We start from the raw sequence: 15,239 nt of genomic DNA, 5'->3' as shown, positions 1-15,239 counted from the left end.
CACCAGCCGAGAAAATGGCCGCACTGATAAACTCAACCGAAACATAGGAAGTGTTTCCACGACCACTAGAATCTGCCTCCCGGTCGAGCCTTGCTCGCCGCTGTGCTCGCCCAATGTATCCAAGGCTACGTCTTATAAATGCGGTGGTCAGCTTTTCATGCAGTGCAAGCTTTGCTAGGGTTGACAAAGTTATGGAGGTGCGCGTTAAGCGCCCTATTAGATTTAGTTCCCAAGGAGGGTTAGCTGTGAGCGATGAGCAGCAGCCGAAGAATTCGGGTGCACCGCGCCCGACCGGTAAGCGTCAGCTCTCTGGTGCGGCTACCACGTCCTCCGCGGACTACGCCGATAAGCACGTCGTCCGCGTAGAGGATAAGAATCACGATGACACCCCAGGTGGTGGCGTAGCCGCTTTCCCTGGCGAGGTGGCAACTGAGATGAAGAAAGTGGTGTGGCCGACCGCTAAGGAGATGCTGCAGTACACCCTCATTACCTTTGCCTTCCTCATCGTCATGACCGTTTTGGTGTGGGGTGTGGACGCTCTGGCCGGTCTCGGAGTTGAGCAGGTTCTCTCTGATTAGTAAGATAGCCGCATAATCTTTTATCCCGCTGTTTCCACTGAAGGAACGGCGGGATACTTTTTGCCCATACGCGGGCGGGTAGGCTAGTCCTACGCAACGCGCCGAGGAATTTTTGGAGTAAGAATCATGAGCGACGAGAATAACGTCGAAACCGTAGGCACCTCCCTAGAGGAGGCTATGCAGGCCAACGTGCAGGAGCAGGCGGCAGAGCACGCTAGCTCCGTTGAAGAAGCACAGCAGGAGGACGCTACCCCAAGCGCGCCCGCAGTAGAAGAAGCAGCAGAGTCCACCGACGCTGCAGGCGAGTCTGCGGAGGCAGCCGAGGCACCGGGAGCGGAATCGGAATCGGCAGCAGCCGACGCCGAGGGCGCGGCAGAGGCCGCAGCTCCAGAGGCTGGCGAGGATGAGTCCGAAGACGCCGCCTACCGCAAGCGCCTGCGTGCGTTTACCCGCGAGCTGAAGAAGCAACCGGGCCAGTGGTACATCATTCAGTGCTACTCCGGTTACGAAAACAAGGTAAAGACCAACCTGGACATGCGTGCCCAGACCCTCGAGGTGGAGGACTCTATCTTCGAGGTTGTCGTTCCTATTGAGCAGGTACTTGAGAACAAAGACGGCAAGAAGAAGATTGTGAAGCGCAAGCTGCTGCCGGGCTACGTCCTCGTCCGCGCCGAACTCAATGACGCCGCTTGGTCCGTCATCCGCGAAACCCCTGGTGTGACCTCCTTCGTGGGCAACGAGGGCAACGCCACCCCGGTTAAGACCCGCGATGTGGCTAAATTCCTGATGCCGAACGAAGCACCGTCCACCAAGGGCGATGCCGCCCCGAATGAGACCGAGGGCGAGCAGGTCGTGGCCATGCCAGAAAAGGAAGTGGCAAAGAAGTACGCCCACGACTTCGAGGTAGGCGAGGCAGTGACCATCCTGTCCGGCCCGCTGGCCGCAGTCTCCGCCACCATTTCCGAGATCGACCCAGAGACCGGCAAGATGCAGGGACTGGTATCCATCTTTGGTCGCGAGACCCCAGTGGAGTTGTCGCCGACCGAGATTGAGCGCATCTCCTAAAAGTGATTTTGTGCAGGGCGCACGGTGTTCTAAACTGGAACGCCGTGCGCCTTTGGCGTGCGTATAAGAAAAACGTTTCATCCTCCGGTGGCCCACTGAAGGTGAGCATCCGGACGGGATCCCGTTATTCATCGTGGCGGCTATCCCGGTAACACAGGAAAGAGGTAATTCGATGGCTCCTAAGAAGAAGGTATCTGGCTTCATCAAGCTGCAGATCGAGGCAGGCGCCGCTAACCCGGCACCGCCAGTTGGCCCGGCACTGGGTGCCCACGGCGTCAACATCATGGAATTCTGCAAGGCTTATAACGCCGCTACCGAGAACCAGCGTGGCAACGTGGTTCCGGTTGAGATCACCGTCTACGAGGACCGTTCCTTCGACTTCAAGCTGAAGACCCCGCCGGCAGCCAAGCTGCTGCTGAAGGCCGCTGGCATCAAGAAGGGGTCCGGCGTTCCACACACCGACAAGGTCGGCTCTGTGTCTTGGGACCAGTGCAAGGAAATCGCAGAGACCAAGTTTGCGGACCTGAACGCACGTGACATCGAGAACGGCGCTCGCATCATCGCCGGTACCGCCCGCTCCATGGGCATCACCGTTGATGGCGCACCGGAGAAGTAAAAACTTTATGTGGTAGGGCCAGCTACGGCCCGCCGAACACCACACCAATCCAGAAAAGGAATTGTTAAATGAGCACCAAGTCTAAGGCTTATAAGGCCGCTGCGGAACTGGTAGATAAGTCCCGCCTGTACCGTCCGATCGAGGCCACCAAGCTGGCTAAGGAGACCTCCTCCAAGAACTTCGACGCCACCGTTGATGTTGTTTTCCGTTTGGGCGTTGACCCGCGCAAGGCTGACCAGCTGGTTCGCGGCACCGTTTCCCTGCCTAACGGCACCGGTAAGGACGTTCGCGTTGCTGTCTTCGCAGAAGGCGAGAAGGCTACCGCCGCTCAGGAAGCTGGCGCTGATATCGTCGGCACCGCTGAATTGATCGAGCAGATCAACGAGGGCAACATCGACTTCGACGTTGCTATCGCTACCCCGGATCAGATGGCCAAGGTTGGCCGCGTTGCCCGCGTCTTGGGCCCACGTGGTTTGATGCCGAACCCGAAGACCGGCACCGTTACCGCAGACGTTGCTAAGGCAATCTCTGAGGTTAAGGGCGGCAAGATCTCCTTCCGCGTTGATAAGGCTGCTAACCTGCACGCCATCATCGGTAAGGCTTCCTTCGATGCTGAGAAGCTGGCTGAGAACTACGGCGCCCTCATGGATGAGATCCAGCGCCTGAAGCCTTCTTCCGCTAAGGGCATCTACATCAAGCGCGCTACCATCTCCACCACCTCCGGCCCGGGCATCCCAGTTGACGGTTCCGTGGTCAAGGATTACACCGCTTAAGCAGTTCTGACGCACTGCGTTTAAGGCTAAAGGGCTTCGAGGCAATTCTTCGAAGCCCTTTTTCTATATCTCGAGCCACTAGTAGTTATGTGGCGTCAATATCGTCTGGCACCCATTCGCCGCCGTCGTAGTAGACGTTTCGAGCCAAGGGGATCTGGTGCGAAGCAGACTCGAGGATGTGCATAAAATATCCGGCCGTGTTGGGAATGGCGAGGGTATCTCCTACGGCAATGCCCGCTGGAAAGTCCAGTTCGCGGCGCAGAATCACCTCGTCTTCAATGCAGTAGGCACCGACTACAAAGCCGGTACGTCGCTCGCGGGAGACCTCCTTTGCTGAACCGGCTGTAGGCACGAGGAGGGGGTCTAGCAGGATGTCATCCGCGGCGGTCCGGCACTGCGTGCGATTCATCGCCACACCGATAAGGGGCAGGCCATCAGAACGTTCTTTGAGAAAGCTCACCTCGGCGAGGATGACACCACAGCCGTCGAGGAGGCTGCGGCCCGGTTCTAGATGGAGGGCGATGTCCCGCTCTCGCAGGGCACCACCGGCGTTGCCGTAGCCGGGGACCTCACCGGAGAGAAGTTGGTTCAGCCACTGACCGCGCGTCGGTTCCTGCCAGAATGGGTAAGTATTGGAGAGCGGATCCGATTTCCAGGTAAAGGGGTCACCGGTACCAGCGCGTTGCGTGGAGATACGCGCTGTGTAGTTTTCCCACTGCTCGCGGGATTCTAAATAGCTCATGGGCACGCCGCCGCCGATATCGATGAAATTAGCGGGTTGGTTCTTTGCGCGTAGGTGCTCGACTAGAGCAATGGCCTCTGCAAGGGCGGTGCGGCGGTCGGCCTCGCTATAACCATGCAGATGGACGTGGACGCCCACGGCACGAAGCTCCGCGGGCCACTCCGCTTTCTGCCATGCAGGTAGCCTTTCCCCGAAGCGGGTCGGTGGTAAGGCGTCTGGATCTGGAGCAAGGCGCGGCGCCACGCGGGCGGTGGTTTCTAAAGCTCGCGCGATTGCGGCGATGCGGCCGCATTCTGCGCGAGAATCGCACGATATAGTAACGCCACGCGAAATCGCGAGGCGGAGCAAACCATCGCTTTTGATAGCAGCGCTGAGGATGATGCGCTCTGGGGCTACATCGCGCTCGAGTACTTGGCGTAGCTCGTTCTCACTGGCTACATCCACGCCGAGTCCACTCTCGCGAGCGGCGTCGACAAAGCACAGCGCCTTATTGGCTTTGCGGGCGAAAAATACCCGAGTTTTCACGTCGTGGGAAGCACCGGCGTCTAGTAGCTCTTGGGCATTGTGGCGCAGTGGCGCGGGATTAAGCACGTTTACCGGAGAACCATAGCGCGAGGTGAGTGCGCTAACTTCTTGCGGGTTCTCCACGAGCTCTTGCATCCACTGCTCCCATCGGGCACGCAGCGGGACGGTGCCATGGACCGGCAGTGGGGCAACGGGAGGGGTGGTCATGGGTTTCCTACTTTCTCCGCCCAGCGGGGGATGTCATCGTGTACTAAACGGTTAAGAGAGTCATGCCCGGGCAGGGAGAGCTCATTCATGCGGCCAATTTCCACCACACCAGGAACGTTATGGAAGGGGGAGGGGGTGGCTTGGGGAGCCACAGTGGCGTCGATAAGCAGGTCCACGCCGCCCTTCTCCCGCCAGGAATCTATCTGCTCAGGAGTGCCTAGATACTGGGTATCCACCACCCCGGAGTGGATGAGCTCGAGCAGACGCCTGGCTGTGACCGGTGGTGGGCCGAAGGCCACCCGCTCAAGGGTGCGTGAGAGCTCGCGGAACCCGGGCATTGGGCCGTGTGCCTGGTGCCAATCGACGCAGTCTTGGAAGACCCCACGAAAAGCCGCGCCCACGGCCGTGGCCGGAGTCAGGGGACCAGTACCCTCGACCGCACGGAGGGAAGCCTCGAGCTCAGCGAGCGCAGCGCCAGTGAAATCCTGACCATCAATAACGGCTGCTAGTTCCGCACTAGAGAAGTCACCGAACTCGGCTGCGGCCCCGATGAGGATCTCGCGCAAATCTGCGGCGTTAGTGATGTGCACACAGGCCTGCCGCCACCGCGTCGACACCTCCGGCAGCGGTGCCTCCGGAGAGGGCTTTACCTCCATAAATCGCCCGCTGCGGCTAACCGGATAAATGACCTCGGCGGTATCGCCATAAAGCAGGCATACATCGATAAAGCTTAAGGCGGCACCGCGCACGCCGATTCGCCGTGGAGCGCTAGGGAGGTCGGCGCCGAAATAGAGACCGGTGACGGGCACACGCGAAGTTTCGTGGACCAAGGAACCAGCATGGAGATGGTCGTGTCCGGTGCAGACCAGGACGTCGTCGAAGGGGGTGCCGTCGACCATGAAGCCTTCTCCGTCATTACTCACTTCGCTCACGCGGTGCGGCAGGTGGCGGATGCCAACGTGCGCCGGCGCGCGCTGCAATGCGGCGGACCAGGTATCGGCGAGGAATTGGCCCACTTCGGCGCGCGGTGGGAAGGCATCGGTGGTGTCCCCACCGCGGCGGGCCCGCCATGCGTTGAAATTATCGTGGGCGGTGGTGACGATGGCGCAGTTGACGTTGAGGCGCCAGTGGGGCGGCTGCTGCGGGCGGTAGACAGCGCCTGAACCGGCCGGATACGGGTCGAAGACCGTGACATCGATGGGGATGCGGGCGCGCTCGATGAGTTCCTCTACGGCCCAGAGACCGCGCGGACCGCCTCCGATGATGGCAATGCGTCGGGCAGGCTTAGCGGAAGTCACTGCGCCGTCCCTTCGCTGCGCGCGGCAAGTTCGGCAGGTGAAATGCCGAAGTTTTCGCACACCCAGGAATCGTTATAGATAGTGTCTAAGTAAGGCTGGCCGGCGTCGTGTAGCACGGCAACCACCTCCGCCCCCGCCGGCAGGGAGGGGGCGAGGCGCTGGAAGGCTGCGATAACAGCACCGCCGGAAGCACCCGGCAGCAAACCCTCGGCCCGGGCGAGCCTGCGGGCGGCCACGATGGCCTCGAGATCGGGGACCCGCTCGACGGAGGAGGGCGAAAATTTGGTGGATAGGTCGGTCACGATACCTGCGCCATAGCCGGGCAGCATGCGGGTGCCACGCTCACCGCCGAAAAGTACGGAGCCTTCTGCATCAACGCCGATTGTTTGGGTACTGGCTCCCACCTCGGAAAGTTTGCGGACACAGCCGCCAAGGGTTCCGGTGGTACTCATAGCCACGAGCACATGGCTGGGTGCCTGCCCGAGTTGATCCAGGATCTCAGTCATAGTGCCCTCCGCGTGGGCGTGGAAGGCGGCTTCATTGGAATACTGGTTGAGGTTGAAAGAATCGGGGATCTCTTCCAATAGCTCGGCCACGCGGGTGCGGCGGGCGGTGAGCCAATCGCCGGTTTCGGGATCTGGGTGGTCGAGCAATTCCACGTGTGCGCCATAGGCCCGCATGGTGGCCACCGTGGAGGCATTGACGCGCGGATCCACCACGCAGTGGAACTTCATTCCCTGCAGCGGGGCTTGGCGAGCTAGAGCCATGCCCAGGTTGCCGGAGGAAGATTCCACCAACGTCGACCCTGGGCGGATATCGCCGGCGGCAAGGGCCGACTGGATTAGTGCTCGGGCGGTACGGTCTTTTGCAGAGCCGCCAAGGTTGAACTGTTCGAGTTTGAGATAGAGGTGGACATCCGGCCGAGGATTGATCGCCTCCACTCGCATGAGTGGGGTATTGCCGATGGGCGGGTGCGCTTGAGAATGAATCCTAGGGCTCATCATTGGCCCCATGGTAGACCTTTATTTCTGCCTCTTCCGCCGACCTAGTCCTTGATCTCCGCATAGGCGTCGAGGGCGGCTTGGCGCGATTCCTTTAGGTCCACTATGGGTGGGCCAGACAGCGCGGGTGCCCAGCGGCGCACATATTCGCCGTCGGGGTCGAAGCGCTTGGCCTGGGTTTCGGGGTTGAAGATGCGGAAAAATGGTGCGGCGTCATCGCCGCAGCCAGCCACCCACTGCCAATTGAAGGGGTTGGAGGCGGCATCGGCATCTACCAACGTATCCCAGAACCATTCTTCGCCTAGGCGCCAGTGGATACCGAGGTTCTTGGTGAGGAAAGATCCCACCACCATTCGTACGCGGTTGTGCATATAGCCGGTGGCCCAAAGCTCGCGCATTCCGGCGTCGACAAGCGCGATGCCCGTGGTACCGGACTGCCAGTCTGTCAGGCGTGGGTCATCCCAGGACCAATCGAAGCGGTCGAATTTTTCCCGTACGTTTTCGGTAGCAAGGTTGGGCAGGTGGTAGAGGCGGTGCCAGGCAAAGTCGCGCCACAGTAGCTCGGAGTGGAATTTGGCGCACTCCGGCTCCTCGGCCGCGGCGAACCATACTTCCCGCGGCGAGACCTCGCCGAAGCGCAGGTGCGGCGAGAGTAGGGAGGTGGCATTAAGCGCAGGGATATCGCGCTCCTCGGCGTAGTTGGCCAAGTCCAGCTGCGCCAGGCGCTCTCGCGCACCGGCTTCCCCGGGCGTCCAGTGCTCGGCCAGGGATGCGGCCCACGCTGGCTCGGTGGGCTTGGGCCAAGAGCACGCAATGCTTGCCGACGCCCCCATCTCCGGCACCCCCTCCGGCTCATCGCCTGCCACTTGGGAGGACGCGGCCTTGGAGAAGGGGGTAAAGACTTTATAGGGCTGGCCCTGGCCATTGGTAACCTCCCAGGGCTCTACCAAGGTAAAACCGGGCGCGGAGGTGGCGGTAATGCCTCGAGCGGTCAAGGTTTCCTTGACGGCGGCATCGACCTCGCGCAGCGGGCCGTGGTAGCGGCGCGTCCACGTGACGGTAGTGGCGCCGAGTTCGGCGGCTAGGCGGGGGATTTCCACGCGGGCATCACCGGCGACGCGAAGGAGCTCCACGCCGTGCTCGGCGAGGTCGTGTGCAAGGGCATAAAGGGAGCGCTCGCGCCACCACGTGGTGGCGCCGCCCAGTGGGCGGGTACCCGGATAGGCCGGCTCGTCGAGCACGACGGCGACCAAGGGAACGCCTGCAAGCGAGGCGGCTTCGGCCGCGCGGCGAAGGGCCTGGTTATCGTGTAGGCGCAGGTCATCGCGAAACCACATCAGGCAGGTCATGTCGGCTATCCTACGCGGCGAAAACGGGGATTTGGAGAAACCGTGGGTGGGAAGGTAGTGTTTTCCACGAAGTTTGAACGGCCGCTTCAGGCCGAGTCAAAGTTCACCGAAGACCGTTGGTCATCCATTTGGATCGAAGGTTCTCCATCCTAGGAGGCGGCCCACGCAGGAGACACTTTGCGATTATTCGCGGCATTCTCTTATGTCGCGCGCCCTGTGCTCTTGCACGGGGCTTTTGTTATTTCGGGTAACCGAAATAAGGAAGGTCCCGGCGGAATAATAAAAGAGATGTTTTGGAAGGAGGCGAGAGACAATGGCAAACCCAAAGAACACTGCAGACCTGGCAGAGCTGAAGGAGAAGCTGGCTGGCGCTAACTCTGTTGTATTGACCGAGTACCGCGGCCTGACCGTATCCCAGCTGCAGGAGCTGCGTAACGATCTGGGATTTGACGTTGAATACTCCGTCGCCAAGAACACCCTTTTCAAGATCGCTGCCAAGGAAGCTGGCATCGAAGGTCTTGATGATTTGCTGACTGGCCCGACCGCAATTGCGTTCATCAAGGGTGAGGCAGTGGATGCTGCGAAGGTCATCACCAAGTTCGCTGATGACAACAAGGCACTCATCATCAAGGGTGGCTACATGGACGGCAACGCACTGTCTGCCGACCAGGTTGAGGCCATCGCCAAGCTGGACAACCGCGAGACCACCCTCGCAAAGCTGGCTGGCGCTATGAAGGGTTCTATGGCGAAGGCAGCCGCTCTCTTCAACGCTCCTGCAACCAAGGCTGTACGTACCGTCGCAGCCCTGCAGGACAAGAAGGAAGCAGAAGCTTAAGTCGTCACAAAAGACGCACAATTACAACACCGTGCGCGTTGCCTAATGTAGGTGCAGCGCTCACACAACACAGAAAGGACTTGCCATCATGGCTAAGCTCACCAAGGACGAGCTCATTGAAGCTTTCAAGGAAATGACCCTCATCGAACTGTCCGAGTTCGTTAAGGAATTTGAAGAGGTATTCGACGTTGAGGCTGCTGCTCCGGTTGCTGCTGTTGCAGCTGGCGCTCCGGCTGAGGGCGGCGCTGGTGCCGCTGAGGAGAAGACCGAGTTCGACGTCGTTCTGACCGACGCTGGCGCTAAGAAGATTGGCGTTATTAAGGCTGTCCGCGAGATCGTCTCCGGCCTGGGCCTGAAGGAAGCTAAGGAAATGGTCGAGGGTGCTCCTAAGGCTATCCTCGAGGGCGCTTCCAAGGACGACGCTGAGGCTGCTAAGACCAAGCTGGAAGAGGCTGGCGCTTCCGTCGAGCTCAAGTAATTTCACTGAGCTTTCCGCTTTTAAATCCCCACTTCTACCGCTGCACGCGGTGGGAGCTGGGGATTTCCTCGTTTTGTGTTTGCGAGCGTAGTGCGTGGAGTGCAGCAATGGCCAATAGTGTCAAAGTATGACACCATGGCGTTGTGGAGTTTAGGAGGGATAGCTTAGAGCGCTTTCACACAGATGGTAAGGCGCCAAAGTATGTACCTCCTGAACTGCGGAAGATCCTGCGCCGCAAACTCATCATGATTGACCGGTCCGTTTCCCTAGCTGATTTAAGGATTCCACCAGCAAATCGTTTGGAGAGGCTGAAAGGGCAATGGGACGGATTTTATTCCATCCGCGTTAACGCGCAGTGGAGAGTAGTCTTTCGATGGACAGGGAAAGGAGCTGTGGACGTTGACTTCATCGATTATCACAAATGAGGGAGAGGAAGCTTTGGATATCATATCCGTTCCACACCCTGGGGAGGTTCTGCGCGAGGAGTTTCTGGAGCCGCTCGGACTTACTCAATACCGCTTAGCCAGGGATATTTTTAGCTCCAAATCCCAAATTTCAAAGCTGGTCCGTGGACGCATTGGGATTAGTGCGGAAATGGCGCTTCGTCTCTCTGCCTATTTTGGCAATTCGGCGGAGTTTTGGCTGGGACTGCAGGAAGAGTTTGATCTTTGGTGCGCGCGCCAAACCACGGATACTAGCAGTATCGTTGCTTGGAATAAGCACACTGCTTAGAAATCAATCCGGCACGGCGGGGTGGCCTGTAGAAACCAGGAATTTCCGCCAAGGGCTGTAGAATTAGCCCCCATGCTGCCCAAGTCCCGCATTTTTTCCGTCCTGCTCCTAGGCTTCGGTGTCGCGTTGATCGCCGCTGGTGTTGTGGCGCCGGCATTTTTGGATTTTTCCCCGCGGCTGCCGCTGAACCTGAAAAACAGCACCTGGACATTGCACGTTGATTCCGCGGATTCCCAGCAATTGTCCAAGGATGGTTCCACGCCGTATTCAGGCCCGATGACTTACCAGATCAACATGGATATCCAAGAGCCCTCGGACGAAGAGAAGGCTACCGTGCGCATCGGTGAGACGCGTATGCGCGGCGAGGGCGAAGGCTTAAACGACTTGAGCCAGGCCCAGGTGTGGACCTACTCGGTGGACCGCCTGAGTGGTGAAGCTATGGGGGAGGCCTCGTTGAGCCATACGCTCGCGACTCCATCAGACACGGTGACCATAGACGGCTACTGGCTCAAGTTCCCCGCGGATGCCGAAAAGACCAATTATCCAGTCTTTGACCCGACGCTGCGCAAGGCCGTCGATGCAGTCTTTGAAGAAGAAACCACGATGGATGGCCGTACGGTCTACCGTTATCATCAAGAAATTGAGCCGACGAACGTAGCGCAGCTTTATGCAGCCGATGGGAATACCACCAGCCTGCCCAAGGAGGGCGGCGGCGAGGAACAGGGGTATTTGACCCACTCCGGGAACCGTGACTTCTATGTAGACCAACAAACCGGACTCGTGGTGGGTATGGATGTAGACATCGATGACTACTACGCAGACCGCGAAGGTGTGGGCCGCGTGCGTGCCTTCGTCTTTGATGGTTCTACCTCCGAAGAGGACCAAAAAGAGCTGCTGAAGGAAGCCGCAGAATTCCCGCGCGATCGCGTGGCGGAGATTGTCCGCTGGATAGTCATTGGAGTAGGCGCGCTGCTTGCATTACTAGGAATCATCGGTGCGCTGGGGCTATTTGGCGGAAAGAATAAGCATGCCCGCCGGCGTGGCCACCACGCGCACAACGGTGGAAGCGCGGTGCCGGTGAGCCGCTAAAAGAGCAGCTAGGAGCCTCAATCGCCGGCAGGGTTGCGGTATAGAGAGATTTTAGTGGTAGGGTGCTCACTGGTTGTCGCGCACATAGTCGTGGCATGGACGCGTTAGCGCCGCGGCGAGCACGAGCTTGCCCCCTAGCGTGGTAGCGACACGCCCCAATTGTGGTGTGTCTTTACATGACAGGTCTTTTCCTATAAGCTATTTCGTTGCGCTGGAATCTGGATCTTCGGTGCACATTTAGCCTTTCAGGCCGGTGATGGCAAAACCGACTTGACAAGGTGATTTTGTGCATTCTGAACCCAGACACTCCACAGCAGACCGAATGCTAGAATTACCAGCGGTTTTGCGGCTCGTCGGCCAGGGCGAGCAGGCAATCCGCGTGAGGTGCTGGAAGGACCCATCTTGGCAGTCTCCCGCCAGACCAAGTCAGTGGCCAATATCCCCGGAGCCCCGAAGCGATACTCGTTTGCAAAAATTAGCGAGCCCATCGCCCTGCCGGGTCTCCTTGACGTACAACTTGATTCTTTCGCTTGGCTCGTCGGCTCGCCGGAATGGCGCGAGCGCGAGCAGGCTGCGCGTGGCGATGATGCCCGCGTAACGAGCGGCCTCGAGGACATCCTCGAAGAGCTCTCGCCGATTGAGGACTACTCGGGCAATATGTCCCTGTCCTTGTCGGAGCCGCGCTTTGAACCGGTGAAAAACACTGTGGATGAGTGCAAGGAAAAGGACATCAACTACTCCGCGCCGCTGTACGTGACCGCAGAGTTTATCAATAACGACACCCAAGAGATTAAGTCGCAGACCGTTTTCATCGGCGATTTCCCGATGATGACGGATATGGGCACGTTCATCGTGAACGGTACCGAGCGCGTCGTCGTCTCTCAGCTGGTGCGCTCCCCGGGCGTGTACTTCGATCGCTCGATCGATAAGTCCACCGAGCGTCCGCTGCACTCCGTGAAGGTTATTCCTTCCCGCGGTGCATGGTTGGAGTTCGACGTCGACAAGCGCGATACCGTCGGCGTGCGCATTGACCGCAAGCGCCGCCAGCCGGTTACCGTGCTGCTTAAGGCACTGGGCTGGAGCGAGGAGCAGATCAAGGATCGCTTCGGCTTCTCCGAGCTTATGATGTCCACCCTGGAATCTGATGGTGTGGCAAATACCGATGAGGCATTGCTGGAGATTTACCGCAAGCAGCGCCCAGGCGAGCAGCCAACCCGTGAATTGGCACAGTCCTTGCTGGATAACTCCTTCTTCCGTGCGAAGCGTTACGACCTGGCAAAGGTCGGCCGCTACAAGGTCAACCGCAAGCTGGGTCTGGGCGGCGACCACGATGGTCTGATGACCCTGACCGAGGAAGACATTGCCGTCACCCTCGAGTACCTGGTCCGCCTGCACGTAGGCGAGCGCGAGATGAAGGCGCCAAATGGCCAGATGATCTCCTTGCACACGGATGACATCGACCACTTTGGTAACCGCCGCCTGCGCACCGTAGGTGAGCTCATCCAGAATCAGGTCCGTGTGGGTCTGTCCCGCATGGAGCGCGTTGTGCGCGAGCGCATGACCACCCAGGACGCGGAGTCCATCACTCCGACCTCCCTGATTAACGTGCGCCCGGTCTCTGCTGCTATCCGCGAGTTCTTCGGCACCTCGCAGCTGTCCCAGTTCATGGACCACAATAACTCGCTGTCCGGCCTGACCCACAAGCGCCGTTTGTCCGCGCTGGGCCCGGGCGGTCTGTCCCGTGAGCGCGCCGGCATTGAGGTGCGAGACGTTCACGCTTCTCACTACGGCCGCATGTGCCCGATTGAGACTCCTGAGGGTCCGAACATTGGCCTGATTGGCGCGCTGGCTTCCTATGCCCGCGTGAATGCCTTTGGCTTCATCGAGACCCCGTACCGCAAGGTTGTGGACGGCAAGATTACCGACCAGGTGGAGTACCTCACCGCCGATGAAGAGGATCGCTTCGCTATTGCTCAGGCCGAGGTCGAGCAAGACGCAGAGGGCAACCTCACTAGCGAGCGCATTGAGGTCCGCCTGAAGGACGGCGATATCGGACTTACTGATGCCTCTGGTGTGGACTACGTTGACGTGTCCCCGCGCCAGATGGTGTCCGTGGGTACCGCCATGATTCCGTTCTTGGAGCACGACGATGCTAACCGTGCCCTGATGGGTGCGAACATGCAGAAGCAGGCCGTGCCGCTGGTTCGCTCCGAGGCTCCGCTGGTAGGTACCGGCATGGAGCAGCGCGCTGCTTATGACGCTGGCGACGTTGTTATCACCCCGAAGGCCGGTGTGGTAGAAAACGTCACCGCTGATGTCATCACCATCATGGATGATGAGGGCCAGCGCGACACCTACATCCTGCGTAAGTTCGAGCGCACCAACCAGGGCACCAACTACAACCAGACCCCGCTGGTTTCTATGGGCGAGCGCGTAGAGGCCGGCCAGGTTCTGGCCGATGGTCCTGGTACCCACAATGGTGAGATGTCCCTCGGCCGCAACCTGCTGGTTGCCTTCATGCCGTGGGAAGGCCACAACTACGAGGACGCCATCATCCTCAACCAGCGCATCGTGGAAGAGGATATCTTGACCTCCGTCCACATCGAAGAGCACGAGATCGATGCTCGCGATACCAAGCTGGGCGCGGAGGAAATCACCCGCGAGATTCCGAACGTCTCTGAAGACGTCTTGAGCGATCTGGACGAGCGCGGCATCATCCGCATCGGTGCCGACGTCCGCGCCGGCGACATCCTGGTGGGTAAGGTCACCCCGAAGGGCGAGACCGAGCTGACCCCGGAGGAGCGCCTGCTGCGCGCCATCTTCGGTGAGAAGGCCCGCGAGGTTCGCGATACCTCCATGAAGGTGCCGCACGGTGAGGTAGGCAAGGTCATTGGCGTTGCCCGCTTCTCCCGCGATGATGATGACGATCTGGCCCCTGGCGTCAACGAGATGATTCGCGTCTACGTGGCCCAGAAGCGCAAGATCCAGGACGGCGATAAGATGGCCGGCCGCCACGGCAACAAGGGTGTTGTGGGCAAGATTCTGCCGCCAGAGGATATGCCGTTCATGGAAGACGGCACCCCGGTAGACATCCTGCTGAACACCCACGGTGTGCCACGTCGTATGAACATCGGCCAGGTCCTCGAGGTTCACCTGGGCTGGTTGGCACACGCCGGCTGGAAGGTTGACACCGAGGATCCGAAGAACGCCGAGCTGCTCAAGACCCTGCCGGAGGAGCTCTATGACGTTCCTGCGGATTCCTTGACCGCGACCCCGGTCTTCGACGGTGCTACCAATCACGAGATCGAGCGCCTGCTGGCTTCCTCCCGTCCTAACCGCGACGGCGATGTGCTGGTGGATGAGCACGGCAAGGCCACGCTTTTCGACGGCCGCTCGGGCGAACCGTACAAGTACCCAATTTCGGTTGGCTACATGTACATGCTCAAGCTGCACCACTTGGTCGATGAGAAGATTCACGCCCGTTCCACCGGTCCTTACTCCATGATTACCCAGCAGCCGCTGGGTGGTAAGGCCCAGTTCGGTGGCCAGCGCTTCGGCGAGATGGAGGTGTGGGCAATGCAGGCATACGGCGCTGCCTACACCCTGCAGGAGCTGCTGACCATCAAGTCCGATGACGTCGTCGGCCGCGTGAAGGTCTACGAAGCCATTGTTAAGGGCGACAATATTCCAGATCCGGGCATTCCTGAGTCCTTCAAGGTGTTGCTCAAGGAGCTGCAGTCCCTGTGCTTGAACGTGGAAGTTCTTTCCACCGACGGCACGCCGATGGAGCTGTCTGGCTCTGATGACGATGACATGGATAGCCCATCGCTTGGCATTAACCTGTCCCGCGATGAGGGCTCTTCCGCTGACATCGCCTAATTAGTTTCTTGGTCCACCGCGGGGTAAGTCCCCGTGGTAGGGCGTAAACGTTCCATTCATACAAAGCCATCA

Annotated in this window: 14 protein-coding genes; 10 read left to right on the top strand and 4 right to left on the bottom strand. The window is 59.5% G+C overall.

Annotated features, from left to right (window positions below):
- The first annotated feature begins 245 nt into the window (after positions 1–245).
- The 4 genes from secE (at position 246) to rplA (ending at position 3,032) form a co-directional block, all read left to right on the top strand.
- Entirely contained in the window at positions 246–578 is a 333-nt protein-coding gene (gene secE, locus WMP96_RS10500) for a preprotein translocase subunit SecE (RefSeq protein ID WP_023020522.1), read from the top strand.
- A 126-nt stretch (positions 579–704) separates the two neighbouring features.
- Positions 705–1,643, top strand: coding sequence for a transcription termination/antitermination protein NusG (gene nusG, locus WMP96_RS10495; RefSeq protein ID WP_301716698.1), 939 nt, complete (start codon positions 705–707; stop codon positions 1,641–1,643).
- 172 nt (positions 1,644–1,815) lie between these two features.
- Positions 1,816–2,259 (top strand): 50S ribosomal protein L11, encoded by a 444-nt coding sequence (rplK, locus tag WMP96_RS10490; protein ID WP_005327961.1) that lies wholly within the window; start codon positions 1,816–1,818, stop codon positions 2,257–2,259.
- Positions 2,260–2,327: 68 nt separating this feature from the next.
- Positions 2,328–3,032, top strand: a complete 705-nt coding sequence (gene rplA / locus WMP96_RS10485; protein ID WP_005322897.1) for a 50S ribosomal protein L1 — start codon at positions 2,328–2,330, stop codon at positions 3,030–3,032.
- Between the two features lie 85 nt (positions 3,033–3,117).
- On the opposite strand, the gene WMP96_RS10480 is transcribed toward rplA, so the two are convergent.
- The 4 genes from WMP96_RS10480 to WMP96_RS10465 are packed head-to-tail and all read right to left on the bottom strand — an operon-like array spanning position 3,118 to position 8,154.
- Entirely contained in the window at positions 3,118–4,506 is a 1,389-nt protein-coding gene (locus WMP96_RS10480; protein WP_301716697.1) for a Y4yA family PLP-dependent enzyme, read from the bottom strand.
- Positions 4,503–5,804, bottom strand: a complete 1,302-nt coding sequence (locus WMP96_RS10475; protein ID WP_301716696.1) for an FAD/NAD(P)-binding protein — start codon at positions 5,802–5,804, stop codon at positions 4,503–4,505. Before WMP96_RS10475 ends, WMP96_RS10480 begins: the two co-directional genes overlap by 4 nt.
- Complete coding sequence (locus WMP96_RS10470) at positions 5,801–6,817, bottom strand: pyridoxal-phosphate dependent enzyme (protein WP_239208165.1); 1,017 nt, start codon at positions 6,815–6,817, stop codon at positions 5,801–5,803. The genes WMP96_RS10475 and WMP96_RS10470 overlap by 4 nt, the downstream gene beginning before the upstream one ends.
- A 32-nt stretch (positions 6,818–6,849) precedes the next feature.
- Positions 6,850–8,154: a cryptochrome/photolyase family protein gene (locus WMP96_RS10465; RefSeq protein WP_239208164.1), complete on the bottom strand. Its 1,305-nt coding sequence runs from the start codon at positions 8,152–8,154 to the stop codon at positions 6,850–6,852.
- A gap of 313 nt (positions 8,155–8,467) precedes the next feature.
- Here WMP96_RS10465 and rplJ point away from each other — a divergent pair, with 313 nt between their 5' ends.
- The 6 genes from rplJ to rpoB all read left to right on the top strand — a co-directional run bounded on the left by rplJ (position 8,468) and on the right by rpoB (position 15,167).
- Entirely contained in the window at positions 8,468–8,989 is a 522-nt protein-coding gene (rplJ, locus tag WMP96_RS10460; protein WP_005322886.1) for a 50S ribosomal protein L10, read from the top strand.
- 88 nt (positions 8,990–9,077) lie between these two features.
- Positions 9,078–9,467, top strand: a complete 390-nt coding sequence (gene rplL, locus WMP96_RS10455; protein WP_005322882.1) for a 50S ribosomal protein L7/L12 — start codon at positions 9,078–9,080, stop codon at positions 9,465–9,467.
- 143 nt (positions 9,468–9,610) lie between these two features.
- Complete coding sequence (locus tag WMP96_RS10450) at positions 9,611–9,892, top strand: type II toxin-antitoxin system RelE/ParE family toxin (RefSeq protein ID WP_200288284.1); 282 nt, start codon at positions 9,611–9,613, stop codon at positions 9,890–9,892.
- Positions 9,867–10,199, top strand: coding sequence for a HigA family addiction module antitoxin (locus WMP96_RS10445; RefSeq protein ID WP_301716694.1), 333 nt, complete (start codon positions 9,867–9,869; stop codon positions 10,197–10,199). The genes WMP96_RS10450 and WMP96_RS10445 overlap by 26 nt, the downstream gene beginning before the upstream one ends.
- A gap of 72 nt (positions 10,200–10,271) precedes the next feature.
- Positions 10,272–11,288, top strand: a complete 1,017-nt coding sequence (locus tag WMP96_RS10440) for a DUF3068 domain-containing protein (RefSeq protein ID WP_340433339.1) — start codon at positions 10,272–10,274, stop codon at positions 11,286–11,288.
- 384 nt (positions 11,289–11,672) lie between these two features.
- Positions 11,673–15,167: a DNA-directed RNA polymerase subunit beta gene (rpoB, locus tag WMP96_RS10435; protein WP_239204675.1), complete on the top strand. Its 3,495-nt coding sequence runs from the start codon at positions 11,673–11,675 to the stop codon at positions 15,165–15,167.
- Positions 15,168–15,239: the final 72 nt, after the last annotated feature.

Source organism: Corynebacterium sp. KPL4035, from assembly GCF_037908325.1.
Lineage (GTDB): Bacteria > Actinomycetota > Actinomycetes > Mycobacteriales > Mycobacteriaceae > Corynebacterium > Corynebacterium kefirresidentii.
Note: the sequence above shows the minus strand (reverse complement) of the source record. Positions and strands in the feature narration are given on the sequence as shown.

What these genes read in the sequence shown, in the direction of transcription:
- nusG (WP_301716698.1), top strand. Translation starts at nt 705, where the DNA reads ATGAGCGACGAGAATAACGTCGAAACCGTAGGCACCTCCCTAGAGGAG.
- rplK (WP_005327961.1), top strand. Translation starts at nt 1,816, where the DNA reads ATGGCTCCTAAGAAGAAGGTATCTGGCTTCATCAAGCTGCAGATCGAG.
- rplA (WP_005322897.1), top strand. Translation starts at nt 2,328, where the DNA reads ATGAGCACCAAGTCTAAGGCTTATAAGGCCGCTGCGGAACTGGTAGAT.
- WMP96_RS10480 (WP_301716697.1), bottom strand. Translation starts at nt 4,506, where the DNA reads ATGACCACCCCTCCCGTTGCCCCACTGCCGGTCCATGGCACCGTCCCG.
- WMP96_RS10470 (WP_239208165.1), bottom strand. Translation starts at nt 6,817, where the DNA reads ATGGGGCCAATGATGAGCCCTAGGATTCATTCTCAAGCGCACCCGCCC.
- WMP96_RS10465 (WP_239208164.1), bottom strand. Translation starts at nt 8,154, where the DNA reads ATGACCTGCCTGATGTGGTTTCGCGATGACCTGCGCCTACACGATAAC.
- rplJ (WP_005322886.1), top strand. Translation starts at nt 8,468, where the DNA reads ATGGCAAACCCAAAGAACACTGCAGACCTGGCAGAGCTGAAGGAGAAG.
- rplL (WP_005322882.1), top strand. Translation starts at nt 9,078, where the DNA reads ATGGCTAAGCTCACCAAGGACGAGCTCATTGAAGCTTTCAAGGAAATG.
- WMP96_RS10440 (WP_340433339.1), top strand. Translation starts at nt 10,272, where the DNA reads ATGCTGCCCAAGTCCCGCATTTTTTCCGTCCTGCTCCTAGGCTTCGGT.